The 26088-nt window shown below is 42.2% G+C and carries 17 protein-coding genes, 2 tRNA genes and 2 rRNA genes; all 21 read left to right on the plus strand.

The window, feature by feature from the left end:
• Positions 1 to 296 precede the first annotated feature (296 nt).
• The 21 genes from ftsH (at position 297) to PING_RS04360 (ending at position 25888) form a co-directional block, all read left to right on the plus strand.
• A complete protein-coding gene (gene ftsH, locus PING_RS04260) occupies positions 297 to 2279 on the plus strand; it encodes an ATP-dependent zinc metalloprotease FtsH (protein WP_083761783.1) in 1983 nt (660 codons plus the stop codon).
• Positions 2280 to 2370: 91 nt separating this feature from the next.
• Positions 2371 to 3204 (plus strand): dihydropteroate synthase, encoded by an 834-nt coding sequence (gene folP, locus PING_RS04265; protein ID WP_011769218.1) that lies wholly within the window; start codon positions 2371 to 2373, stop codon positions 3202 to 3204.
• A gap of 40 nt (positions 3205 to 3244) precedes the next feature.
• Positions 3245 to 4576: a phosphoglucosamine mutase gene (glmM, locus tag PING_RS04270; protein WP_011769219.1), complete on the plus strand. Its 1332-nt coding sequence runs from the start codon at positions 3245 to 3247 to the stop codon at positions 4574 to 4576.
• A 196-nt stretch (positions 4577 to 4772) separates the two neighbouring features.
• Positions 4773 to 5096 carry a preprotein translocase subunit SecG gene (gene secG / locus PING_RS04275; protein ID WP_011769220.1) on the plus strand — a complete coding sequence of 108 codons (324 nt, stop codon included), beginning with the start codon at positions 4773 to 4775 and terminating at the stop codon, positions 5094 to 5096.
• 7 nt (positions 5097 to 5103) lie between these two features.
• Positions 5104 to 5188 (plus strand) — tRNA-Leu (locus tag PING_RS04280).
• Between the two features lie 474 nt (positions 5189 to 5662).
• Positions 5663 to 6124, plus strand: a complete 462-nt coding sequence (gene rimP, locus PING_RS04285) for a ribosome maturation factor RimP (RefSeq protein WP_011769221.1) — start codon at positions 5663 to 5665, stop codon at positions 6122 to 6124.
• Between the two features lie 11 nt (positions 6125 to 6135).
• Complete coding sequence (gene nusA, locus PING_RS04290; RefSeq protein WP_011769222.1) at positions 6136 to 7635, plus strand: transcription termination factor NusA; 1500 nt, start codon at positions 6136 to 6138, stop codon at positions 7633 to 7635.
• A gap of 22 nt (positions 7636 to 7657) precedes the next feature.
• On the plus strand, positions 7658 to 10300 hold the full coding sequence (gene infB / locus PING_RS04295) for a translation initiation factor IF-2 (RefSeq protein ID WP_011769223.1): 2643 nt from the start codon (positions 7658 to 7660) through the stop codon (positions 10298 to 10300).
• 94 nt (positions 10301 to 10394) lie between these two features.
• Positions 10395 to 10796 carry a 30S ribosome-binding factor RbfA gene (gene rbfA / locus PING_RS04300; protein WP_011769224.1) on the plus strand — a complete coding sequence of 134 codons (402 nt, stop codon included), beginning with the start codon at positions 10395 to 10397 and terminating at the stop codon, positions 10794 to 10796.
• Positions 10796 to 11728 (plus strand): tRNA pseudouridine(55) synthase TruB, encoded by a 933-nt coding sequence (gene truB, locus PING_RS04305; protein ID WP_011769225.1) that lies wholly within the window; start codon positions 10796 to 10798, stop codon positions 11726 to 11728. Before rbfA ends, truB begins: the two co-directional genes overlap by 1 nt.
• Positions 11729 to 11776: 48 nt before the next feature.
• Positions 11777 to 11986 (plus strand): hypothetical protein, encoded by a 210-nt coding sequence (locus tag PING_RS04310; protein WP_011769226.1) that lies wholly within the window; start codon positions 11777 to 11779, stop codon positions 11984 to 11986.
• Positions 11987 to 12489: 503 nt separating this feature from the next.
• Complete coding sequence (locus PING_RS04315) at positions 12490 to 13449, plus strand: ABC transporter substrate-binding protein (protein WP_011769227.1); 960 nt, start codon at positions 12490 to 12492, stop codon at positions 13447 to 13449.
• A gap of 15 nt (positions 13450 to 13464) precedes the next feature.
• Positions 13465 to 14364: an ABC transporter permease gene (locus PING_RS04320; RefSeq protein WP_011769228.1), complete on the plus strand. Its 900-nt coding sequence runs from the start codon at positions 13465 to 13467 to the stop codon at positions 14362 to 14364.
• Positions 14361 to 15164, plus strand: coding sequence for an ABC transporter ATP-binding protein (locus tag PING_RS04325; protein ID WP_011769229.1), 804 nt, complete (start codon positions 14361 to 14363; stop codon positions 15162 to 15164). Before PING_RS04320 ends, PING_RS04325 begins: the two co-directional genes overlap by 4 nt.
• 146 nt (positions 15165 to 15310) lie before the next feature.
• Entirely contained in the window at positions 15311 to 15580 is a 270-nt protein-coding gene (gene rpsO / locus PING_RS04330) for a 30S ribosomal protein S15 (RefSeq protein ID WP_011769230.1), read from the plus strand.
• A 145-nt stretch (positions 15581 to 15725) separates the two neighbouring features.
• Positions 15726 to 17822 (plus strand): polyribonucleotide nucleotidyltransferase, encoded by a 2097-nt coding sequence (pnp, locus tag PING_RS04335; RefSeq protein WP_011769231.1) that lies wholly within the window; start codon positions 15726 to 15728, stop codon positions 17820 to 17822.
• A gap of 279 nt (positions 17823 to 18101) precedes the next feature.
• Positions 18102 to 19460, plus strand: a complete 1359-nt coding sequence (mpl, locus tag PING_RS04340; RefSeq protein ID WP_011769232.1) for a UDP-N-acetylmuramate:L-alanyl-gamma-D-glutamyl-meso-diaminopimelate ligase — start codon at positions 18102 to 18104, stop codon at positions 19458 to 19460.
• Between the two features lies 1 nt (position 19461).
• Positions 19462 to 20082: a UbiX family flavin prenyltransferase gene (locus PING_RS04345; RefSeq protein WP_011769233.1), complete on the plus strand. Its 621-nt coding sequence runs from the start codon at positions 19462 to 19464 to the stop codon at positions 20080 to 20082.
• Positions 20083 to 20627: 545 nt separating this feature from the next.
• Positions 20628 to 22174, plus strand: a 16S ribosomal RNA gene (locus PING_RS04350).
• Positions 22175 to 22370: 196 nt separating this feature from the next.
• Positions 22371 to 22446, plus strand: a tRNA-Glu gene (locus PING_RS04355).
• A 550-nt stretch (positions 22447 to 22996) separates the two neighbouring features.
• Positions 22997 to 25888, plus strand: a 23S ribosomal RNA gene (locus PING_RS04360).
• The 16S and 23S rRNA genes sit together here with 1 tRNA gene alongside, the layout of an rRNA operon.
• Positions 25889 to 26088: the final 200 nt, after the last annotated feature.

Below are 26088 nucleotides of genomic sequence, written 5' to 3' on the forward strand. Positions count from 1 at the left end.
GAATTATAGGGCCACTGTTATTCTTTATTAACAATGATTGCGGCTTGGTTTCTAGAGTCACTGTCAGTATTTAGTAACAATGATGACGGCTTGGTTTCTAGGGTCACTGTCAGTATTTAGTAATAATGATGACGGCTTGGTTTGTAGGGCTATTTTCAGTATTTATTAACAATAATTTTGTGTGGTTAGACTCAGTAACAGAATGCGCTAAGTATATTACTAGCGACACTTTTTAAACTGTAGTAATCTATTATAATATTTATATTTCTTAACAAGAGGTTTACATCTTGAATGATATGGCAAAAAACCTGATATTGTGGTTAGTCATCGCAGTAGTATTGATGTCTTTATTCCAAGGCTTTGGAAAAGACGATGCAAAACGGTCGAAAATAGACTACACCACATTCGTAAAAGAAATTAGCGGAGGACAAGTTCAGCAAGTTCAAATTGATGGCGAAGTGGTCAAAGGGATTAGAAATAATCAAACTCCTTTTGTTACTTATATTCCATCACCCGATCTTGATTTATTGAACGATTTAATTAAAAACAATGTAAAGGTTGAAGGTACACCTCCGGAGGAAACAAGCTTTTTAACGTCTATTTTTGTTTCCTGGTTCCCGATGTTGTTATTAATCGGCGTCTGGGTTTTCTTCATGCGTAATATGCAGGGCGGCGGTAAAGGCGGCGCAATGTCATTTGGTAAAAGTAAAGCCAAGTTGATGGGCGAAGACCAAATCAAAACAACCTTTGCCGATGTGGCTGGTTGTGATGAAGCCAAAGAAGATGTTAAAGAATTGGTGGATTACTTAAAAGATTCAACCAAGTTTCAAAAGTTAGGTGGCCGTATTCCAACGGGTGTATTACTTGTCGGACCTCCCGGCACAGGTAAAACACTGCTTGCAAAAGCCATTGCTGGTGAAGCTAAAGTACCTTTCTTCTCTATTTCTGGTTCCGATTTTGTGGAAATGTTTGTCGGTGTTGGTGCATCCCGTGTACGTGATATGTTTGAGCAAGCTAAAAAATCAGCGCCTTGTATCATCTTTATTGATGAAATTGATGCCGTAGGTCGCCAACGTGGCGCAGGTACAGGCGGCGGTAATGATGAGCGTGAGCAGACCTTAAACCAAATGTTAGTTGAGCTGGATGGTTTTGAAGGTAATGAAGGTATTATTGTGGTTGCTGCAACTAACAGACCCGATGTACTTGATCCCGCGTTATTAAGACCCGGCCGTTTCGATCGTCAAGTTGTTGTATCTTTACCGGATGTGCGCGGCAGAGAACAGATTTTAAATGTTCATATGCGGAAAATTCCTCTGTCTGATGATGTTAAAGCCAATGTTTTAGCGCGCGGTACACCGGGGTTTTCTGGTGCGGATCTGGCCAACTTAGTGAATGAAGCAGCATTGTTTGCGGCACGCAGTAATAAGCGCACCGTTAATGCAGAAGATTTCGAACAGGCCCGCGATAAGATCTTAATGGGTGCTGAACGTCGCAGTTTAGTGATGACGGAAAAAGATAAAGAATCAACCGCTTATCATGAAGCGGGTCATGCGATTGTCGCTAAATTAGTGCCACAGCATCATCCTATTCATAAAGTGACTATTATCCCCCGTGGGCGATCATTAGGTGTTACTCAGTTTTTACCCGAGGGTGATCAGATCAGTCAAAATCGTACTGAGCTTGAAAGCAGTATTTCAGTGGCTTACGGTGGCCGTATCGCTGAAGAGCTTATTTATGGTCTTGATAAAGTCTCAACCGGTGCATCACAGGATATAAAACAAGCTTCTGCTATTGCCCGTGCGATGGTGACAGAATGGGGTTTCTCAGAAAAATTGGGGCCTATTTTATTAACGGTGGATTCCAATACGTTACGATCTAATCTTCTTTCTCCTGAAACCGGAAGAATTATCGATGACGAAGTGAAATTCTTTATTGATAAAAATTACCAGCGGGCTGAAAAAATCTTAACCGACAATATCGACATATTACATGCAATGAAAGATGCATTAATGAAATATGAAACGATTGATACCACTCAGGTTGATGATTTGATGGCACGGGTTGTGGTTCGTCCACCGTCGGATTGGACTGAGGAAGATTCTGTTAAAGCAGAGGCTAGCGATAAACCGTCTGATATTGATTTGAGTAAAAAAGATAAACCGTCTGATATCGATCTCAGTAAAGAAGATAAATCCTCTGAAGTCGACCTCAGCAAAGACGATACAACCGCTGAAGCAGTTGATAAAAGGTCAGAGGACGAAAAAGATAAAGATAAATAATAATCAAAGCTGATTTATTTTATAAATTATCAATAAAAAACCTAAGCTTGCTTAGGTTTTTTTATTGGTATGATGAGTATAACGGAGCATTATGCAGTTAATAAGCGGCAGTAAAATACTTGATTTGAGCGAGCCTAAGGTAATGGGGATTTTAAATGTCACGCCTGATTCTTTCTCCGATGGGGGGCGTTTTTCGAATATCGATAATGCCCTTAAGCAAGCTCAAAAAATGCTTGAGCAGGGGGCCAGTATTTTGGATATCGGTGGTGAGTCGACTCGCCCGGGGGCAATCGATGTGAGCGAACAGCAGGAGCTGGATCGTGTTATACCGGTCATTGAACAAATAAATCAAGAGTTTGATTGTTGGATTTCTATTGATACAAGCAAAGCTAATGTGATGCAGGCAGCCGTTAATGCGGGTGCAGACTTGATTAATGATGTTAGGGCACTACGCGAAGATAATGCGCTGGATGTTGCGGTTAACGCTAATGTGCCAGTGTGTCTGATGCATATGCAGGGTCAGCCAAGAAGCATGCAAAGCGCCCCTGAATATGAAAATGTCATTGAAGAGGTAAAAACTTTTTTGTTACAACGTGCTGAAATTTGTATTAATGCCGGCATCAAAAAAGAAAATATTATTTTAGATTTGGGTTTTGGTTTTGGTAAGCAACTCAACGATAATTATGAGTTACTGGCTGCCACGGATCAATTTGTTAAATTAAATTATCCTATTTTGACCGGCCTCTCTAGAAAGTCCATGTTTGGGCAATTGCTGAATCGTGATGTAACTCACCGCCTCGCCGGCAGTCTTGCCGGAGCTTTAATCGCTCTGCAGCAAGGGTCGCAAATTATTCGTGTGCATGATGTTGCAGAAACCGCCGATGTTATTAAAGTATTACAAACCGTAAACGCTTTTAAAAAATAAACTTGTTCAGAAATAAACCCGTTAAGAAAATGAGATAATAATGAAAAAAAAATATTTTGGTACCGATGGCATTCGCGGCAAAGTAGGTGCTTCTTTAATTACACCTGAATTTACTTTAAAACTTGGTTGGGCAGCAGGGCGCGTTCTTGCTAAATCGGGTTCAAAAAAAGTGCTAATCGGTAAAGATCCGCGTATTTCGGGATATATGTTAGAAGCCGCTTTGGAGGCCGGGCTTGCCGCGGCAGGTTTACGTCCGGTATTAATGGGGCCTATGCCTACACCCGCCGTTGCCTATTTAACTCAGACTTTTCGTGCGACCGCAGGGATAGTTATCAGTGCCTCGCACAATCCATATTACGATAACGGTATCAAATTCTTTTCCGATCAAGGGACTAAATTGTCAGAAGAGATTGAACTGGAAATAGAAGCGGAAATTGATAAAGAATTAAAATGTGTCGATTCAAGCGAGTTAGGTAAAGCATACCGCATTGAAGATGCTGCGGGGCGATACATTGAGTTTTGTAAAAGTACCTTTCCTTCAAAATATAACTTAAATGGTTTAAAAGTAGTGGTTGATTGCGCTAATGGCGCCACTTACCATATTGCACCTCTGGTTATTAGTGAACTGGGTGCTGATGTGATAGCGATGGGGGTTGAACCCGATGGCCTGAATATTAATTTAAACTGTGGTGCAACGAGCATGCAGGCAATTTCTGAGCGGGTTGTTAAAGAAAATGCAGACTTTGGTATTGCCTTTGATGGTGATGGTGACCGGGTGATGATGGTTGACCATACCGGTTATGTTTTGGATGGTGATGAGCTGCTGTATATTATTGCGCGTGATAAATTACGCTCTGGTACGTTAAAAGGCGGCGCTGTCGGGACTAAAATGTCTAACTTAGGGCTGGAGCAGTCACTGAAAACATTAGGTATCCCCTTTGAGCGTTCTGATGTGGGAGACCGCCATGTAATGGAGCTGATGATTAAAAATAATTGGTGCATTGGTGCTGAAAATTCAGGCCATATAATATGTTCTGATCATCTCTCAACGGGCGATGGTATTGTGTCTGGATTACAAGTCATTAGTGCCATGCAAAGTAGTCGTATGAAATTATATGAATTACGCCAGGGTATAAAAAAATACCCGCAGATTTTACTCAATTTAGGTTTTGATAATAAAATCGATCCATTACAGGATAATGATGTACTGGCTGAAGCAAAACGTATTGAAACCTTACTTGGTGATAAAGGGCGTGTTTTACTGCGTAAATCCGGTACTGAACCGGTATTTCGTATTATGGTTGAAGCGGATGAAAGTGAAAAAGTGGTGCGCGGTTACGCGAAGTCAATTGCCGACAAAGTCAAGGTTTAATAAAGTAAAAAAGTCCAATATCACCTGCGGAAATTGCGAGGCTTTGTTTGAATTTTAAGCGGTCAAGCGCTGGTCCGTTTAAAATTAGAAAATAGTCTCTTTATTCTCTTGTGATTAGTGACTCTTTTCGGTAATATTCGACCGCTTCTGCGAACGAGCTCAATGATGTTTTTATAGTGAAATTAGGTATGTTTTTATGTATGAAATACTGTTAGTTGTTTATTTAATTGTTGCCATCATCTTAATTGGATTTGTATTGATTCAACAAGGTAAAGGCGCTGGAATGGGAGCTTCATTTGGCTCTGGATCTTCAAATACAGTATTTGGCGCAAGTGGTGCGGGTAACTTTATGACTCGTACAACGGCTATACTGGCTATTGTTTTTTTTGGTTTAAGCCTGGTATTAGGTAACCTTTCAACGAACAAAGTGACTGCAGACCAAAAATTCTCAAATCTTGAAGTTGAAAAAGTGATTGATGTCCCTGTTGAAAAAGACACATCGGGTGATATCCCAGAATAAAAAATAAGCGGATATGGTGGAATTGGTAGACACGTAGCCTTGAGGGGGCTATGACTTAGGTCGTGAGAGTTCAAGTCTCTCTATCCGCACCAATTTAAGTAGGTAAACATAGGCAATCTAACATCTCTATAATTTAATGTTTTTATATATCATCAGATACATGGAAACAGCGTAGATTTAAATGTTTGAAAACTTATGCGTCATTACTTACAGTGTAAAATGATTGCTTATAAATAACGCTTTCGTTATAATAAAGCACCTAAATACTGGTATAATAAAATTTAATTAGTGATAAATTTTCTTATAACCCGTAGAGATAGGCAATATTTTAGGTAAATCCTAAAATTGCATTACATTCGATATTGTATTTCTAATAACAATATCTTGTTCAATTTATTGAACAAAATGAATGAAGCTCCAATTTATTGGGGCTTTTTTGTTATTTGCGAAGTGGAAATTTAATTTCTTGTATCGCGAAGTGACAACTTATGTTTGTTTTTAATAAACATAAGTTGTTAATTAATTAGGGCTGTATGCCCTTTTTTTGTTTCTGAAAGGGGATAAGTTTGGCAAGTTTAGAAGAACGTCTAACTGAGATGTTAGCACCGAGTGTTGAAGATCTTGGTTACGAATTAGTGGGTGTCGAATATATTAGAGCAGGTAAACATTCAACTCTGCGTGTTTATATTGATCAAGATGAAGGCATTTTAGTGGACGACTGTGCGGCAGTAAGCCGGCAGGTTAGTGCAATTATGGATGTAGAAGATCCTATTACGAATGAATATTCGCTTGAAGTTTCATCTCCAGGTATGAATCGTCCGCTATTTAAAGCGGAGCATTATCAAATTTTTGCCGGAGAAGAGGTGAAAATACAATTAAGAATGCCGATTCAAAACCGTCGCAGGTGGAAAGGTGTCATTGTTTCTGCCGAAGATGAAATAATTTGTCTCAATATAGAAGGCAGAGAAGAGCGTTTTTCATTGAGCAATATTCAAAAGGCGAATATTGTTCCAAAATTTGATAATTAAGGCGATTACAGATGAATAAAGAAATTTTACTTGTAGTAGAGGCGGTCTCTAATGAAAAAGGACTTCCACGTGAAGCTATTTTTCAAGCTTTAGAAAGCGCACTAGCGATCGCAACTAAAAAGAAATATGAAAACGATATCGAAGTACGTGTTGAAATCGACCGTGAATCGGGTAAATTTGATACTTTTCGTCGTTGGTTAGTGCTAGAACCCGATGCTAAGATGGAAAACCCGTGTAAAGAAATGACTTTTGAGGCGGCTGAATATGAAACGCCGGAAATTAAAGTTGGCGACTATATAGAAGATGAAATTGAGTCGGTAACCTTTGATCGGATCACCACACAAACTGCCAAACAAGTGATTGTACAAAAAGTACGCGAAGCTGAACGTGCTCAAGTTGTCGCGCAGTACGCCGAGCAAGAAGGCGAGCTAATCACCGGTATTGTTAAGCGTATGAATCGCGATAATATTTTATTGGACTTAGGCGGTAACGCTGAAGCCGTTATCTTCCGTGATGAAATGTTACCCCGCGAAAATTTCCGTCCGGGCGATCGTCTGCGCGGCCTTTTATTTGCAGTTCGACCTGAGGCGCGAGGCGCACAACTTTTCGTGACCCGTACACAACCTGAAATGCTGATTGAACTTTTCCGGTTAGAAGTGCCTGAAATCGCAGAAGAGATGATTGATCTTATGGGTGCTGCCCGAGATCCTGGTTCGCGTGCAAAAATTGCTGTGAAATCAAATGATAAACGTATTGATCCTGTTGGTGCTTGTGTTGGTATGCGCGGTGCGCGTGTACAAGCTGTTTCAAGCGAATTAGGTGGCGAGCGTGTTGATATCATTTTGTGGGATGAAAATCCTGCGCAATATGCCATCAACGCAATGTCGCCTGCCGATGTTGTTTCGGTTGTGATTGATGAAGATGCTCACAGCATGGACATTGCTGTTGAAGAAGATAATTTAGCACAAGCGATTGGGCGTAATGGTCAAAATGTGCGTCTGGCATCTCAACTTACGGGTTGGGAACTGAATGTAATGACCGTGGTACAATTGCGCGAAAAACATCAAGCTGAGGCTGCGAGCGTGATCAGTGTCTTTACTGAAGCACTTGAGATTGATGAAGAGTTCGCTGCTGTTTTGGTGGAAGAGGGTTTCAGTTCATTAGAAGAAATTGCTTATGTTCCACTGAATGAATTATTGGCTATTGATGGTTTAGATGAAGCGCTTATTGATGAGTTACGTGTCCGTGCGAAAGACTTTTTAGCCACTAAAGCACTGGTAGATGAAGAAGGCCTAGAAGATACAAAACCAGCAGATGATCTTCTAGCGCTTGAGGGTTTAGAGGGTCATTTAGCATATGTGCTAGCAAGCAAAGGTATTATTACCCTTGAAAATCTTGCCGAGCAAGCTGTTGATGATTTACTTGAAATTGAAGAACTAAACGAAGCAAAAGCAGGGGAGCTGATCATGGCTGCTCGTAACATCTGTTGGTTCAGCGAAGACGCTGAATAAGCATCAGATAGGAGAAATAATAATGTCAGATATGTCACTTAAAGATCTTGCCAAAGATTTAAATAAATCAGAAGAAATTTTAGTTAAACAGTTCGCCGATGCAGGTATTAAAAAATCAGCATCAGATAAAGTGAGCCTAGCAGAAAAACAAACGTTAACTTCCTTTTTGCAAAAGCAACATGGCGGTGAATCGAAAACTAAAATGACCTTACAACGTAAAACCAAAAGCACGCTAAATGTAAAAGGTTCTACGGGACAGGCTAAAGCCGTACAAGTTGAGGTGCGTAAGAAACGTACTTACGTGAAACGCAGCGACAGCGAAACTCAAGAAACTCAAGCCGCTGAGTTAGCAGACCAACAAGCTGCAAACGATAAATTACAAGCAGAAATTGAAGCTAAAAAATTACTCGTTGAAAAAGCACTAGCAGAAAAACTGGCTGCTAAAAAAGAAGCTGACGAAAAAGCTAAAAAGGCAGCAGCTGCTAATAAAGAAAAACAAACTGCCGTTAAATCTGAAAAAACAGCAGAGCAGATAGCGTCAGAAAAAGAATCTGCTGCATTATTGAAAAAAGCTGATCAAGAAGCATCGGCTAAAGCTGAGAAAGAAACTGCGCAACAGGCTGCAGATGCGAAAAAACTCGTTGAAGAAAACTCTGCACGCTGGGCTGAAGAAGAAACTGCACGTAAAAAAGCAGCGGAAGGTGGGGATTATCATATAACCTCATCAAAAGAAGCCCAAGCAGCGGAAGATGTATTAGATTCTAAAGCTGAGGGACCTTCTCGTCGCAAGAAGAAGAAAAAAGCACCTGTAGAAGAAAAATTTCAAGGTCGCCGCACACGTCGTGGTAAAAAACAACGTCCTGCCACACCTTCCGCTTTGCAACAGGCATTTGAAAAACCTGCTGCGCCTGTAGAGCGAAATGTGAGAATTGGTGAAACTATTACGGTTGCAGAACTTGCTAATAAAATGGCCGTTAAAGCTACCGAAGTTATTAAAGCGATGATGAAAATGGGGGCAATGGCCACCATTAACCAGGTAATTGACCAGGAAACAGCCACTATTGTTGCTGAAGAAATGGGCCATAAAGTTATTCTAACCAAAGAAAATGAGTTAGAAGAAGCGGTAATGGCTGAAGCGCAACAAGGTGGTGACCGCACATCTCGCGCACCTGTTGTGACTATCATGGGTCACGTCGATCACGGTAAAACATCATTACTTGATTACATTCGTCGTGCCAAAGTGGCTGACGGAGAAGCCGGTGGTATTACCCAGCATATTGGTGCTTACCATGTAGAAACAGATAAAGGAATGATCTCCTTTTTAGACACGCCAGGACATGCTGCCTTTACCTCAATGCGTTCTCGTGGTGCTAAAGCAACGGATATCGTTATCTTAGTTGTTGCTGCCGATGATGGTGTTATGCCACAAACGATTGAAGCAATTCAACATGCTAAAGCCGCTAAAGTGCCGCTGATTGTGGCTGTTAACAAAATTGATAAAGAAGGCGCTGATTTCGACCGAGTTAAAAGTGAACTTTCTCAGCACAATATTATTTCTGAAGAATGGGGTGGCGAAAACATTTTCACTTACGTTTCTGCGAAAGTGGGTACTGGTGTTGATGGGCTACTGGAGAGTATTCTTCTACAAGCTGAAATGTTAGATTTGTCAGCAGTGGCGAAAGGTCCTGCAGCCGGTGTGGTAATTGAATCTCGTCTTGATAAAGGTCGCGGTCCGGTTGCTTCTATCCTTGTTCAGCACGGTGAATTGAAGCTTGGCGATATTCTACTGTGTGGTCTTGAATACGGCCGTGTTCGTGCCATGCGTGATGAGAACGGTAAACCTATTGAAGTGGCGGGTCCATCTATTCCTGTAGAAGTATTAGGTCTATCGGGCGTGCCAATGGCAGGTGATGAAGCAACTGTTGTTAAAGATGAGAAAAAAGCGCGTGAAGTTGCGTTATATCGTCAGGGTAAATTCCGTGATATTAAACTCGCACGTCAACAAAAAGCGAAACTTGATAACATGTTTGCCAATATGGAAGCCGGTGAAGTTTCAGAATTGAATATCGTGCTTAAAGCGGATGTTCAAGGTTCACTCGAAGCTATCTGCGAGTCATTAAACAAACTATCAACGGATGAAGTTAAAGTTAACATCATCGGTCGTGGTGTTGGTGGTATTACTGAAACAGATGCGTCTTTAGCTTCAGCTTCCGGTGCCATTGTTATTGGCTTTAACGTCCGTGCGGATGCATCAGCTCGTAAACTTATCGAGAATGAAGGCGTTGATCTGCATTACTACAGCATCATTTATGGTCTAATTGATGAAGTACGTGCAGCGATGAGTGGTTTATTAGCACCTGAATATAGACAAGAAATTACGGGTATTGCAGACGTTCGTGAAGTCTTTAAATCGCCTAAAATTGGCGCAATTGCCGGTTGTATGGTGACTGAAGGTACTATCAAACGTAATAATCCAATTCGTGTTTTACGTGAGAATATAGTGATTTACGAAGGTGTTCTTGAGTCTCTACGTCGTTTCAGAGACGACTTAAGCGAAGTGCGTAATGGTATGGAATGTGGTATCGGTGTTAAGAACTATAATGATGTACGTGTCGGTGATCAAATAGAAGTATTTGAAACTATTGAGATTAAACGAACGTTATAATCTCAAAGTGGCCTTAACGTAAAGAATGGAGGCCTTAGGCCTCCATTCTTATTTCTAACGAATAATCATCAGTGTGCTGATGAAGGAGTAAAAAATGGCAAAAGAATACAGCCGAACTTCCCGAGTATCTCAGCAGGTTCAAAAAGAACTTGCGCGTATATTACAGCAGGAAGTGAAAGATCCGCGCATTGGAATGGTCACTATCTCTGGCGTAGATGTCACGCGAGATCTTGCTTACGCAAAAGTATTTGTGACCTTTTTAACCGTTGGTGACCAAACCAATGATGAGTCTCTTGAGGGATTGAACGCGGCAGCGGGATATATTCGCCGTCTGTTAGGTAAAGCGATGCGTTTACGTATTGTACCTGAAGTACGCTTCTGTTTTGACAGTACGTTAACCGAAGGTTTACGTATTTCAGAATTAGTGAGCGGAGCAGTAAAAGCTGATAAGACTAAATTAGCTGCGTCAGGCAGAACGGAAGAGGACGAGGACTAATGGCAAGACGGGGAAAGGGGCGTTCAATAAACGGTATCATTTTACTGGATAAACCCACAGACATCAGCTCAAACCATGCATTACAACGTGTTAAGCGTATTTTCTTTGCTAATAAAGCGGGGCATACGGGTGCGTTAGATCCACTTGCTACGGGAATGCTGCCGGTTTGTTTAGGGGAAGCAACCAAATTTTCTCAGTTTTTGCTCGATTCCGATAAACGTTATATTGTCACTGCAACCTTAGGTGTGCGCACAACCACCAGTGATTCACAGGGTGATGTGGTTAGCGAGCGTCCGGTTGAGGTTACTCAAACGCAGCTTGATCAGGCACTGGACACTTTCCGCGGTGATATTATGCAGGTACCGTCGATGTTTTCTGCCTTAAAACATAAAGGCCAGCCCCTTTATAAATATGCCCGTGAAGGTATTACTATTGAGCGTGAAGCACGACCTATTACTGTCTATGAAATTAACCAATTACGCTTTGAAGGTAATGAAGTAGAGTTAGATATTCACGTTAGTAAAGGGACTTATATCCGCACTATCGTTGATGATCTTGGTGAGTTATTAGGCTGTGGCGCGCATGTGTCTGTGTTACGCCGTACGCAGGTTGCCGATTATCCATACGATAAAATGGTCACTATTGAACAATTAGAAGCATTGATTGAGCAAGCAAAAGAATCTGATGTCAGCCCCTATGATTTATTAGATCCGCTGTTACTTGATATGGATACTGCAGTAAAAAAATACCCGGAAGTTAATATCTCAGATGAGATGGGCGAGTATGTCTTGCATGGTCAACCGGTACAAGTTTTTGGTGCGCCTGATAATACCGTCCTTAGGATCACCGTTGGTGAGGCTCATACTTTTATTGGTGTTGGTAAAATGAACGAGGCAGGTTTAATTGCCCCAACCCGTTTGGCGAACTTGTAAGTAAAAGAAAGCTGCGAACTTCGTAGCTGTCAGAGTGAGATAACAATCATGACAAAACTAGACTTCTCAGCAATCAATAAATCAGCAGCTAACTCATTTAATGAGCAACGTAATATTATTAAAAAAATAGGCCGAGGTGAGACTGTGCTTTGTCCAACCTGCCAACAACCTTTTAAATTAAGTGTTTCGCTGTTAGGAAAAAGTGGTCTTAGTTGTGAGAAAGGGTGTACAAACATAACCTTGGAATTAGAACTGTAATAGCAATCTGAATATAGATAATAAGCTGCTATACAACTGAAATTGTACAGCGGTTTTGAGCTGACAATATATCGCAAAAAAAAGATGCTACCCATATGAAAAGGTAGTCATACCAATTTACATCAATAAATTGATTGTTTACGCCTGTTTTTTAATGTGAGCACTCACTATTTATTTTTCTTTTTAAGCAAGTAATGTGGTCTAAATTACCCGGCAATACAGTCTGCTTTGCAAACCCTAGTGTAAGGCGCTGATCTCAAAAAAATGACCGTTGTTAACTGTCAAAAGCCATCACTCCCCCGGTAAAATGTCGATAATCACCACACTGAAAGCGGTCTGAGAAGGCACAAAGTTACCGGTAATACATTTTAGAAATAGTGTTTTTACTTTATTGAATTTTGCTGATAAAGTCAGCCGTTATCTAAGAGACAGACTGTCTATACCCATCAATCGTTTTACTATGAAAACAAAATAATAGTAAATTTATTACAAAGGATCTTAACATGAATCTAAATTCGGTATTAAAAGTAATCGCATTATCAACAGTTGTTTTGTGTACTAGCCTGTACGCTAAACCCGTTTATGTTGCGACCACTGCGATTGTCGAGCACCCTGCACTTGATGCTGTTCGCGATGGTATTAAAGCGGTCCTCAATGAAAATGGATATACAGGTGATCAACTGAAATTTACCTATGAGAGTGCGCAAGGACAACCTGCTATCGCGGCTCAAATTGCACGTAAAATGGTCGGTGATGCTCCCGATGTTATTGTGGCTATTGCGACGCCTTCAGCCCAAGCGGCAGTCAGCGCCAGTCGCGATATTCCAGTGGTATTTTCTGCTGTCACGGATCCTGTTGGTGCCAAGCTTGTGCCGCGCTTAATTCAACCTGGTGGCAATGTTACTGGCCTGTCAGATATGGTTAACGTGAAACAACACCTTGCTTTGATTAAAGAATTTGTTCCCAATCTAAAAACAGTGGGTGTGCCGTATAATCCGGGTGAAGCTAACTCGGTAGCAATAGTTAATGCTTTAAAAGAAGCCGCTGTTGAGATGGGGATTACTATTGTTGAGTCTCCAGCACCTAAATCATCCGATGTAATGATTGCCAGCAAGCAACTGATAGGTAAAGTCGATGCTATTTACTGCCCAACAGATAATACTATTATCAGTGCTTTTGAAGCCGTTGTAAAAGTCGGAATCGATGCTCAAGTCCCGGTTTTTGCTGCTGATACAGGTTCAGTTGAACGTGGTGCTGTTGCTGCCGTTGGTTATGATTATGGCGATTTAGGCCGTCAAACCGGTGAGATCGTGATACGTATTCTAAAAGGTGAAAAACCTGGCGATATCGACGTAAAAATGGCCGATGGTACTAGCCTTTTTGTTAACACTACTATGGCCGCTAAAATGGGCGTAAAAGTGCCAGCTGATGTGCTTGCTCGAGCAACCCAAATCATTAAATAATAAGTAGTTATTAATATGTCACTTTATGCTTTTTTAGGCACATTAGAAATAGGCCTTATCTATGGCTTAGTTGCTATCGGGGTCTATCTTACTTTTCGAATTTTAGATTTTCCAGACCTTACGGTTGATGGTAGTTTTACACTTGGCGCAGCTGTTGCAGCGACGTTAATTGTTGCAGGTCAAAACCCATATTTAGCAACCTTATGCGGAACACTTGCGGCATCTTGTGCAGGTTTAGTTACCGCATGGTTAAATCTGCGTTTTAATATTCTGCATTTGCTGGCCAGTATCCTGACTATGACTGCCCTGTATACCATCAATTTACGGGTGATGGGAAAACCTAATGTTGCCTTAATTATGGAGCCAACGGTCCTTTCTCCTTTCGAAGGGATTTTGCCGGACATGTACATGAAGGTTATCTTTGTGGCTGTCTGCGCTATTGTTGGCGGACTGTTGGTCGCCTGGTTTTTGCGTACCCAATATGGTTTAGCGATGCGTGCGGTCGGCTCTAATAAACGCATGGCGCAAGCTAACGGTATCGTTGTGACTGAAAAAGTTTATGTGGGTTTAGCACTCTCTAATGGTTTGGTCGGACTTGCCGGTGCACTGTTTGCACAAACCAATGGTTTTGCCGATTCAACCATGGGAATAGGGACTATAGTGGTTGGTTTAGCGGCTGTTATTATTGGTGAATCTCTGCTGGCGAGTCGTTCGATGCTGGTCATTGTAATGAGCTGTATTGTGGGTTCCGTCTTATATCGTTTTGCCGTATCAATGGCATTAAATGCTGACTTTTTAGGTTTTCAAGCCTCAGATTTAAACTTGATTACCGCTGTATTGGTGGCTCTTGCATTAGTGTTTCCTAAATTACGTAATGAATGGAAAGCGAAACGCGCCATCAAGGAGCAAATATGATCAGTTGTGAAAATTTACACGTTACCTTTAATCATGGTTTACCAACAGAAAAACTTGCATTACAGGGAGTTGATCTGACCATACCATCGGGTGAATTTGTAACAGTGATTGGTTCTAATGGCGCGGGTAAATCTACCTTACTCAATACTATTGCCGGTGATATAAAATCAACTCAAGGTAAAATTTATTTTGATGATCGGGATGTCACAAAGTTGCCAGCCACGGGCCGTACTAAGGATATTGCCCGTGTCTTTCAAGATCCCTTAGCGGGAACCTGTGGTAACTTAACTGTTGAAGAGAATATGTCACTTGCTTATGGGCGGGGGAAGCGCGGGACACTGGCGTTTGCTCTAAACAATAAATTGCGCAAGGTGTTCAAGGAGCAGTTAAGCCGATTAAATCTGGGTCTGGAAGATCGTCTGGACAGTGAAATGGGGCTTTTGTCCGGTGGGCAACGCCAATCAGTCAGCTTACTGATGTCGGCATTACAGCCAAGCAGCATTTTACTGCTGGATGAGCATACGGCTGCGCTGGATCCAAAAACAGCCGCTTTAATTTTGGATATATCATCACAAATTATTAAAGAAAAACAATTAACTGTGATGATGGTGACTCATTCTATGCGGCAAGCCTTAGATCATGGATCGCGTACTATTATGCTTCATGAAGGTAATATTATTTTTGATTTGGCAAGCAAAGAGCGTGCTAATTATCAAGTTAAAGATTTGCTTAATCTATTTGCTCAAGCACGCACCGATGGTGCAGAGTTAGACGACGATAAATTATTATTAGGCGGATAATCCTTTTAATTAAAATTTACCGAATAAGTATTGCTTAATGATTCAATCCTCCGTAAGATCCGTCGTTCACTTTGCCGCTGAATTAGTGATCGGCGGTACTAATTTAAATCGGTTATACACATAACCATAAAATATCGGAGTATGTTATGTCACTAAGTGCAGAACAAAAAGCTGAGATTGTAGCTAAATATGGTCGTTCAGAAAACGATACTGGTTCTTCAGAAGTTCAAGCTGCTTTATACACAGCACAAATAGACCACCTTCAAGGTCACTTTAAAGAGCACATCCATGATCACCACAGCCGTCGTGGTCTATTGCGCATGGTAAGTCAACGTCGTAAATTACTTGACTACTTAAAGCGTAAAGATGTTGCTGCTTACACAGCATTAATCGCTGAATTAGGTCTACGTCGTTAATTTCGACTTAAACGTAATTTAAAAAAAGAGCCTATGGGCTCTTTTTTTGTTTCTGCAGATTAAAAAATGTTTAAAACGTAAAGGTTGACGTATACTAGCGGCGCGATCAAAAGCACAAGAATATAAATTTATTAAAGGAAAAAAAATGACTCCTATTGTTAAAAGTTTTCAGTATGGCGAACATACTGTCACTCTAGAAACGGGCGTAATGGCTCGTCAGGCAACTGCCGCTGTAATGTGTAGTATGGATGATACCTGTGTATTCGTTTCTGTTGTTGGTAAAAATGCTGACAACCAAGAGCGTGATTTCTTTCCGCTGACGGTAAACTACCAGGAAAAAACCTATGCTGCGGGTAAAATCCCAGGTGGTTTCTTCAAACGTGAAGGCCGTCCAAGCGAAGACGAAACACTGATTGCACGCCTTATTGACCGTCCAGTTCGTCCTCTATTCCCAGCCGGTTTCAAAAACGAAGTACAAGTGATTGCAACTGTTGTCTCTATCAACCCTGAAGTTAACCCGGATGTCGTTGCAATGATTGCAACATCTGCGGCGCTTTCTATCTCGGGTATGCCTTTCAAGGGGCCTATCGGTTGTGCACGTGTTGGTTATAAAGAAGGTGAATACCTGCTTAACCCAACCAAAACTGAATTAGAAACAAGTGATCTTAACCTTGTTGTATCTGGTACAGATAACGCTGTCTTAATGGTTGAATCTGAAGCCGGTATTCTAAGCGAAGACGTTATGCTTGGTGCGGTTGTATTTGGTCACGATCAGCAACAAATTGTTGTTGAATCAATCAAAGAGTTCGCTGCAGAGGTTGCTCGTCCAGCATGGAACTGGGCTGCCCCTGCACGTAACGAAGCATTAGATGCGGCTATTGCAACTGAAGCACAAGCGCGTTTTGAACAAGCTTACCAGATCAGTGATAAAGGCGATCGTTACGATGCGATTAAAGCTATCACCTCTGAAGTTAAAGAAAAATTATTAGCATCTGATGAAACATTAGAAGCTAAGCAAATCGGTGAATACTTACACGATCTAGAAAAAACAGTGGTACGTACGCGCATTATTAAAGGTGAGCCGCGTATCGATGGTCGCGATCCTGAAAGTATTCGTGCATTAGATGTCCGTACTGGCGTGTTACCTCGTACTCACGGTAGTGCATTGTTTACCCGTGGTGAAACTCAAGCATTAGTGACGGCGACCCTTGGTACTCAGCGTGATGCGCAAATCATTGACAGTATAATGGGTGAGAAGAAAGATAACTTCTTATTACATTACAACTTCCCTCCTTATTGTGTAGGCGAAACTGGCTTTGTTGGCTCTCCTAAACGTCGTGAGATTGGCCATGGCCGTCTTGCTAAACGTGGTGTTTTGGCTGTTATGCCTTCGCTTGAAGAATTCCCATACACAGTACGTGTTGTGTCTGAAATCACTGAATCAAACGGTTCATCTTCAATGGCTTCTGTTTGTGGTGCATCGCTAGCATTAATGGATGCGGGTGTTCCTCTTAAAGCTTCTGTTGCGGGAATCGCGATGGGTCTTGTAAAAGAAGGCGAAGAGTTTGTTGTGCTTTCTGATATTCTAGGTGATGAAGATCATCTTGGTGATATGGACTTTAAAGTTGCCGGTACTACCGAAGGTATTACTGCACTACAGATGGATATCAAAATTGAAGGGATCACGCGTGAAATCATGCAGATTGCTTTAAATCAGGCAAAAGCTGCACGTTTGCACATTTTGACCGTAATGGACCAAGCACTTCCACAAGGTCGCGCTGATATTTCTCAATTCGCTCCACGTATTCATACTATCAAAATCAACACTGATAAAATCCGTGATGTTATTGGTAAAGGCGGCGCTGTTATCCGCTCTCTATGTGAAGAAACCGGTACTACAATTGAAATCGAAGATGACGGTACTGTTAAAATTGCAGCGACCTCTGGTGAGCAAGCTGATGACGCAATTAACCGTATTAAAGCACTCACAGCTGAAGTTGAAGTGGGTACTATCTACACAGGTAAAGTGGTACGTTTAGCTGATTTCGGTGCCTTTGTTAATATCCTTCCCGGTAAAGATGGTCTAGTACATATCTCGCAAATCTGTGAAGAGCGTGTACAGAAAGTGTCTGATCACCTTAAAGAAGGTCAGGAAGTGAAAGTTAAAGTATTAGAAGTTGATCGCCAGGGCCGTGTGCGCTTAAGCATCAAAGAAGCTGCTGAAAAAACAACAGCTGAATAATACCTTGATTGGTAAAAAATAAAGTAATGACTGCGGTCATTGACTCAAAAAAAGGAAGCTGCGGCTTCCTTTTTTTATAAGCGTCCAAAACATCTGCTTTAGCATTTATCTAAAATTTTAAATGCTATAAAGGCGAACATCTAAGGGTGTTCGCCTTTTTTATTGCTGATTCCTGCATCATCAGGTAATTTAGGGTTAACAATTAAAGACACTTTCTTACCTTTCATGTTCAGGTGATTTTGGGTATAACAATTAAATACACTTTCCTATTGAGGTTTTATGCATATTCATATTCTTGGCATCTGTGGCACATTTATGGGGGGCCTTGCTATTCTCGCCAAATCCTTGGGTTATAAAGTCACAGGATCAGATAAAAACGTTTATCCTCCGATGAGTACCCAATTAGAAGAGCAAGGGATTGAATTAATTCAAGGTTTTGATCCAGACCAATTAGATTCAAATCCTGATCTTGTGGTTATTGGGAATGCAATGAGTCGTGGGAATCCTTGTGTAGAAGCTGTTCTGGATAAACAAATTCCTTATATTTCGGGTCCACAGTGGTTATTAGAGCATGTCTTAAAAGATCGTTGGGTATTAGCTGTTGCCGGGACACACGGTAAAACGTCCACTGCAAGCATGTTGGCTTGGATTTTAGAATATGCCAATATGAAACCGGGTTTCTTAATTGGTGGTGTACCGGAGAACTTTGGTCTGTCAGCCAGGTTAGGTGAAACCCCATTTTTTGTGATAGAGGCAGATGAGTATGACAGTGCTTTTTTTGATAAACGTTCCAAATTTGTTCACTATCACCCTCGAACGCTGGTTTTAAATAACTTAGAGTTTGACCATGCAGATATTTTTGAAGATTTAAATGCCATTAAAAAACAATTTCATCATTTAGTTCGTACTGTTCCTGCAACAGGGCGTATTTTTATACCCGATCAGGATCAAGCTCTGATCGATGTCCAGCGCATGGGCTGTTGGAGTGAAGTTGAATATCTGGGGAAAAACTGGTCTTGCAAAAAAATCAAAGAAGATGCTTCAATTTTTGACGTCTATCTAAATCAGCAAAAACAGGGGCAGGTGGCTTGGTCATTGATGGGTGACCATAATGTGAATAATGCACTTGCTGCCATAGCTGCTGCGCGCCACGTTGGTGTTACGCCGGAAATTGCGATTGAAGCACTCGCTGAATTTAAAAATATCAAACGTCGAATGGAAGTTAAAGGCAAAGTTAATAGTATTACTGTTTATGATGATTTTGCTCATCATCCTACCGCCATTAAAACAACCTTAGCGGGGTTACGTGCAAAAGTAGGCAATGAAAAAATTATTGCTGTTCTGGAGCCGCGTTCTAATACGATGAAATTAGGTGTCCATAAAGAGGCATTAGTCAATGCATTAGCCGCCGCTGACAGTGTTTACTGTTTTGAAACAGAAGATATTAAATGGTCAATTGAAGAACTGTTTGCAGAGCAAGGTAAAGCCGTTGATATATCCCATGATATTGATGAGTTATGCACTAAGTTAGTATCAATAGCAGAGCGAAACGCTCATATACTCATTATGAGTAATGGTGGTTTTGGTAATATCCATAACAAGTTACTGGGGCAACTCGCCCTGAAAAAGAAGGTTTAATATGTCTAAAGATGTTTTTTTTAAAGATAGGATTACGTTAGCGGTAACAGGTGCATCGGGTAGCGGTTACTTCTTAAGGCTATTACAGGCATTGGTTAATACAGATATACAAATATATCTATTACTTTCTGATGCGGCTAAAATTGTATTAAAAACAGAAGAAAATGAAGATTGGCCTGCAGATGTGACTCAACTAAATGTTTTTTTACAGGATAAATATCAGAGTAAACAGCAGCAGATAGTTGTATTAGCTGCAAAAGATTGGTTTTCACCCGTCGCCTCGGGCTCATCAGCGCCAAATAAAATGATTGTTTGTCCATGCAGTTGTGGAACATTAGCCTCTATTGCCCACGGTTTATCTAACAATTTAATCGAACGTTCTGCGGATGTTATTTTAAAAGAACGCGGGAAATTGATTGTCATGCCAAGAGAAACCCCTTTTTCCACTCTTCATTTACGAAACATGCTTACTCTGTCCGAATTAGGGGTGACAGTGATGCCATTAGCCCCAGGTTTTTATCATCAGCCTAAAACTATTGCTGATTTACAGGATTTTATGGTCGCGAGAGTATTAGACCATCTGGAAATAGCACACAAGATCGGTAAACGCTGGTGTGAATGATAACAAAAATCAAAAACTAATGATTTTTGTTTGTTTTATAAGCGTAAATATAAAGGTTTTAATTAGTTGGCGTTTTTTCTTATAAAGGCCTTGCCAAGGTTCATAAAATCTCTATAATGCGCCCCACAGAAACGGGAAAGACGCAAGTCAGTCCGGTTACTCAGAACGAAAAAGATTAAGCTTCTAATAACGTATCACGTTGATTAGAAAGATAAATTAATCATTGACATCGTTTACAGGTAGCGTAATATACGCACCTCGCCGAAAGGCACGCTCTTTAACAATTTAATCAAACAATCTGTGTGGACACTTATTGTTGATGTGATTTCAAAAAAATCAAAGTCCTTTCTTGTAAAGGCAGTAACTTTTTACTTCGTAAATAGCTTACTCATCAATAAAAGTGACACACGAATAAATTTATTTATTCAGAATAATAAGTTATTCATTATTTATATACTGAAGTTTTTATACTTAGGTATTGATATAAGAGTAATTAGTTTTAGTCAGTTATATTGAGTCGCAGCGCAAGCTGCAAATTAAACTTTAAATTGAAGAGTTTGATCATGGCTCAGATTGAACGCTGGCGGCAGGCTTAACACATGCAAGTCGAACGGTAACAGAGAATAGCTTGCTATTTTGCTGACGAGTGGCGGACGGGTGAGTAATGCTTGGGAATTTGCCTTGTTGCGGGGGACAACAGTTGGAAACGACTGCTAATACCGCATAATGTCTCCGGACCAAAGGTGGCCTCTATTTATATGCTATCGCGACAAGATGAGCCCAAGTGGGATTAGCTAGTTGGTAAGGTAATGGCTTACCAAGGCGTCGATCCCTAGCTGGTCTTAGAGGATGACCAGCCACACTGGAACTGAGACACGGTCCAGACTCCTACGGGAGGCAGCAGTGGGGAATATTGCACAATGGAGGAAACTCTGATGCAGCCATGCCGCGTGTGTGAAGAAGGCTTTCGGGTTGTAAAGCACTTTCAGCGAGGAGGAAAGGGTATTGGTTAATATCCAATATCTGTGACGTTACTCGCAGAAGAAGCACCGGCTAACTCCGTGCCAGCAGCCGCGGTAATACGGAGGGTGCGAGCGTTAATCGGAATTACTGGGCGTAAAGCGCGCGTAGGCGGTTAATTAAGTCAGATGTGAAAGCCCAGGGCTCAACCTTGGAACTGCATTTGAAACTGGTTAACTAGAGTTTTGTAGAGGGTGGTAGAATTTCAGGTGTAGCGGTGAAATGCGTAGAGATCTGAAGGAATACCAGTGGCGAAGGCGGCCACCTGGACAAAGACTGACGCTGAGGCGCGAAGGCGTGGGGAGCAAACGGGATTAGATACCCCGGTAGTCCACGCAGTAAACGATGTCTATTAGAAGTTTGTGGCTATATGCCGTGGGTTTCAAAGCTAACGCATTAAATAGACCGCCTGGGGAGTACGGCCGCAAGGTTAAAACTCAAATGAATTGACGGGGGCCCGCACAAGCGGTGGAGCATGTGGTTTAATTCGATGCAACGCGAAGAACCTTACCATCCCTTGACATCCAGAGAATCTGTTAGAGATAGTAGAGTGCCTTCGGGAACTCTGAGACAGGTGCTGCATGGCTGTCGTCAGCTCGTGTTGTGAAATGTTGGGTTAAGTCCCGCAACGAGCGCAACCCTTATCCTTAGTTGCCAGCACGTAATGGTGGGAACTCTAGGGAGACTGCCGGTGATAAACCGGAGGAAGGTGGGGACGACGTCAAGTCATCATGGCCCTTACGGGATGGGCTACACACGTGCTACAATGGCAAATACAAAGGGTTGCTAGCCTGCGAAGGTATGCGAATCTCATAAAGTTTGTCGTAGTCCGGATCGGAGTCTGCAACTCGACTCCGTGAAGTTGGAATCGCTAGTAATCGTGGATCAGAATGCCACGGTGAATACGTTCCCGGGCCTTGTACACACCGCCCGTCACACCATGGGAGTGGGCTGCACCAGAAGTCATTAGCTTAACCTTTCGGGGATGGCGATGACCACGGTGTGGTTCATGACTGGGGTGAAGTCGTAACAAGGTAGCCCTAGGGGAACCTGGGGCTGGATCACCTCCTTACGTAAAGAGACACATCAGTTAATTCGCTTGCGAATTAATACATTGAAGACTTGCTTGCAAGTGCTTCACAGTACAAGCCTTTCGGCGATTTTGCTCTGCAAATTCACCTTCCGGCATCACTATTTGCTACGCAAATAATAATTGAGTGTTCACACAGATTGTTTGATTAGAATGATAAAGCGCAAGTAGTTTCTATGTCCCCATCGTCTAGAGGCCTAGGACACCGCCCTTTCACGGCGGTAACAGGGGTTCAAATCCCCTTGGGGATACCACTTTTTATTTAAATAAATAAAAGTTATATTTGCTCCGCAAATTAATTTTATGTATTTAAGGAAATTGAACCTGCCTATAATGACGCACTTATTAACTGTTCTTTATAAAGAATAATTAATAAGTGTTTTTTTAACACTGCTCTTTAACAATTAGGAAAGCTGATAAAAGTTCTTTTTATCACACAATAACAATGACACTCAGGTGTTGATTGGTGTGATAAATTAAACGAAAAGTTTATATTTGACATAGTGAAATATAAACAGTTCTCGTTTATTAACACTTAGGTGTTAGTAAATGAATCAAGCAAAAATAAATATTATTCAAACTGATACTTTGGATAATATACGTATCTATTGAGTGATTGTTAATTCAATCATTCTTAGGTGCACGAAAAACGAATGTTGTTTTTTGTATTGTAAAATATGAGAAATCGCAAGCGTCTTGGAAACTCAAATAAATGCAAAATCTAGATTTTGTTATCTTATGTGTTTTTTGAATGTTATTAACATTCATAAAAACGCTTAAAGTGACACCTTTTAGGTGTTGTATGGTTAAGTGAATAAGCGTGCACGGTGGATGCCTAGGCAATTAGAGGCGATGAAGGACGTGGTAATCTGCGATAAGTCCAGGGGAGTTGATAACAAGCGTTATATCCTGGAATTTCCGAATGGGGCAACCCGGCACTTAGTGTCATCGTTAAGTGAATACATAGCTTAACGAAGCGAACGAGGGGAACTGAAACATCTAAGTACCCTTAGGAAAAGAAATCAACCGAGATTCCGATAGTAGCGGCGAGCGAAATTGGAACAGCCCTTAAGCTGTTTAAAAGTTAGTGGAAGGCTCTGGAAAGTGCCGCGATACAGGGTGATAGCCCCGTACACAAAAACTTCTTTACAGTGAAAGCGAGTAGGTCGGGACACGAGAAATCCTGACTGAATATGGGGGGACCATCCTCCAAGGCTAAATACTCCTAATTGACCGATAGTGAACCAGTACCGTGAGGGAAAGGCGAAAAGAACCCCTGTGAGGGGAGTGAAATAGAACCTGAAACCGTGTACGTACAAGCAGTAGGAGCGGACATTGTGTTCCGTGACTGCGTACCTTTTGTATAATGGGTCAACGACTTAATTTCAGTAGCAAGGTTAACCAAATAGGGGAGCCGTAGGGAAACCGAGTCTTAACTAGGCGAATAGTTGCTGGGATTAGACCCGAAACTTGGTGATCTAGCCATGAGCAGGTTGAAGGTTGAGTAACATCAACTGGAGGACCGAACCCACTAATGTTGAAAAATTAGGGGATGACTTGTGGCTGGGGGTGAAAGGCCAATCAAACCAAGAGATAGCTGGTTCTCCTCGAAAGCTATTTAGGTAGCGCCTCGTGTATCACTGTTGGGGGTAGAGCACTGTTTGGGCTAGGGGGTCATCCCGACTTACCAACCCCATGCAAACTCCGAATACCAACAAGTGCAATCACGGGAGACACACGGCGGGTGCTAACGTCCGTCGTGGAAAGGGAAACAACCCAGACCGCCAGCTAAGGTCCCTAAGTATATGTTAAGTGGGAAACGATGTGGAAAGGCTCAGACAGCTAGGAAGTTGGCTTAGAAGCAGCCATCTTTTAAAGAAAGCGTAATAGCTCACTAGTCGAGTCGGTCTGCGCGGAAGATTTAACGGGGCTAAACATATCACCGAAGCTGCGGATGCTTATTTATAGGCATGGTAGAGGAGCGTTCTGTAAGCCGTCGAAGGGAAAGGTGTAAACCATCCTGGAGGTATCAGAAGTGCGAATGTTGACATGAGTAACGATAAGGGAGGTGAAAAACCTCCCCGCCGGAAGACCAAGGGTTCCTGTCCAACGTTAATCGGGGCAGGGTGAGTCGACCCCTAAGGCGAGGCCGAAAGGCGTAGTCGATGGGAAACGGGTTAATATTCCCGTACCCTTTATTATTGCGATGGGAGGACGGAGAAGGCTAGGTGGGCCTGGCGATGGTTGTCCAGGTTCAAGTGCGTAGGCGGGAGACTTAGGTAAATCCGGGTTTCTTTTAACGCTGAGACACGATGTCGAGTCACCAAGGTGATGAAGTCATTGATGCCATGCTTCCAGGAAAAGTCTCTAAGCTTCAGATAATAGAGGATCGTACCCCAAACCGACACAGGTGGTCAGGTAGAGAATACTAAGGCGCTTGAGAGAACTCGGGTGAAGGAACTAGGCAAAATGGTACCGTAACTTCGGGAGAAGGTACGCCTCCGACGGTGACGAGACTTGCTCTCTAAGCTGTTGGAGGCCGAAGATACCAGATGGCTGCAACTGTTTATTAAAAACACAGCACTCTGCTAAATCGTAAGATGACGTATAGGGTGTGACGCCTGCCCGGTGCCGGAAGGTTAATTGATGAGGTTAGACTCAGGTCGAAGCTTTTGATCGAAGCCCCGGTAAACGGCGGCCGTAACTATAACGGTCCTAAGGTAGCGAAATTCCTTGTCGGGTAAGTTCCGACCTGCACGAATGGCGTAATGATGGCCATGCTGTCTCCACCCGAGACTCAGTGAAGTTGAAATCGCAGTGAAGATGCTGCGTCCCCGCGGCTAGACGGAAAGACCCCGTGAACCTTTACTACAGCTTAGCAGTGAACTTAGAGCCTACATGTGTAGGATAGGTGGGAGGCTTTGAAGCGTTGTCGCTAGATGACGTGGAGCCAACCTTGAAATACCACCCTTGTATGTTTTGAGTTCTAACCATGGCCCCTGAATCGGGGTTTGGGACACTGTTTGGTGGGTAGTTTGACTGGGGCGGTCTCCTCCTAAAGAGTAACGGAGGAGTACGAAGGTTGGCTAATCACGGTCGGACATCGTGAGGTTAGTACAATGGTATAAGCCAGCTTAACTGCGAGACAGACACGTCGAGCAGGTACGAAAGTAGGTCATAGTGATCCGGTGGTTCTGAATGGAAGGGCCATCGCTCAACGGATAAAAGGTACTCCGGGGATAACAGGCTGATACCGCCCAAGAGTTCATATCGACGGCGGTGTTTGGCACCTCGATGTCGGCTCATCACATCCTGGGGCTGAAGTCGGTCCCAAGGGTATGGCTGTTCGCCATTTAAAGTGGTACGCGAGCTGGGTTTAGAACGTCGTGAGACAGTTCGGTCCCTATCTGCCGTGGGCGTTTGAGAATTGAGAGGAGCTGCTCCTAGTACGAGAGGACCGGAGTGGACGAACCGCTGGTGTTCGGGTTGTATCGCCAGATGCATTGCCCGGTAGCTACGTTCGGAATCGATAACCGCTGAAAGCATCTAAGCGGGAAGCGAGCCTCGAGATGAGTTCTCACTGGAGCTTTAAGCTCCCTGAAGGGCCGTTGGAGACTACAACGTTGATAGGCAAGGTGTGTAAGTGCAGTAATGTATTGAGCTAACTTGTACTAATTACCCGTGAGGCTTAACCATACAACACCTAAAGTGTGTTGAGTTGCAGTAGACGCATAGTTGGTCAGTGAATGTTATTAACATTCCCTCTGATCGAGCTAAGGGTTGAAACAACAGTAACCAAGACAAATAAAAATATGCTTGCGAAACATATTTTACAAATATTTACGATTGCTTGATAAAAACAACAATAAAACCAGCTTTTCTAATTAATTTTTTTG

It is taken from the genome of Psychromonas ingrahamii 37 (assembly GCF_000015285.1).
GTDB lineage: Bacteria > Pseudomonadota > Gammaproteobacteria > Enterobacterales > Psychromonadaceae > Psychromonas > Psychromonas ingrahamii.

Coding starts and splice junctions, on each gene's coding strand:
- ftsH (WP_083761783.1), top strand. CDS start 297: ATGGCAAAAAACCTGATATTGTGGTTAGTCATCGCAGTAGTATTGATG.
- folP (WP_011769218.1), top strand. CDS start 2,371: ATGCAGTTAATAAGCGGCAGTAAAATACTTGATTTGAGCGAGCCTAAG.
- glmM (WP_011769219.1), top strand. CDS start 3,245: ATGAAAAAAAAATATTTTGGTACCGATGGCATTCGCGGCAAAGTAGGT.
- secG (WP_011769220.1), top strand. CDS start 4,773: ATGTATGAAATACTGTTAGTTGTTTATTTAATTGTTGCCATCATCTTA.
- nusA (WP_011769222.1), top strand. CDS start 6,136: ATGAATAAAGAAATTTTACTTGTAGTAGAGGCGGTCTCTAATGAAAAA.
- infB (WP_011769223.1), top strand. CDS start 7,658: ATGTCAGATATGTCACTTAAAGATCTTGCCAAAGATTTAAATAAATCA.
- rbfA (WP_011769224.1), top strand. CDS start 10,395: ATGGCAAAAGAATACAGCCGAACTTCCCGAGTATCTCAGCAGGTTCAA.
- truB (WP_011769225.1), top strand. CDS start 10,796: ATGGCAAGACGGGGAAAGGGGCGTTCAATAAACGGTATCATTTTACTG.
- PING_RS04310 (WP_011769226.1), top strand. CDS start 11,777: ATGACAAAACTAGACTTCTCAGCAATCAATAAATCAGCAGCTAACTCA.
- PING_RS04315 (WP_011769227.1), top strand. CDS start 12,490: ATGAATCTAAATTCGGTATTAAAAGTAATCGCATTATCAACAGTTGTT.
- PING_RS04320 (WP_011769228.1), top strand. CDS start 13,465: ATGTCACTTTATGCTTTTTTAGGCACATTAGAAATAGGCCTTATCTAT.
- PING_RS04325 (WP_011769229.1), top strand. CDS start 14,361: ATGATCAGTTGTGAAAATTTACACGTTACCTTTAATCATGGTTTACCA.
- rpsO (WP_011769230.1), top strand. CDS start 15,311: ATGTCACTAAGTGCAGAACAAAAAGCTGAGATTGTAGCTAAATATGGT.
- pnp (WP_011769231.1), top strand. CDS start 15,726: ATGACTCCTATTGTTAAAAGTTTTCAGTATGGCGAACATACTGTCACT.
- mpl (WP_011769232.1), top strand. CDS start 18,102: ATGCATATTCATATTCTTGGCATCTGTGGCACATTTATGGGGGGCCTT.
- PING_RS04345 (WP_011769233.1), top strand. CDS start 19,462: ATGTCTAAAGATGTTTTTTTTAAAGATAGGATTACGTTAGCGGTAACA.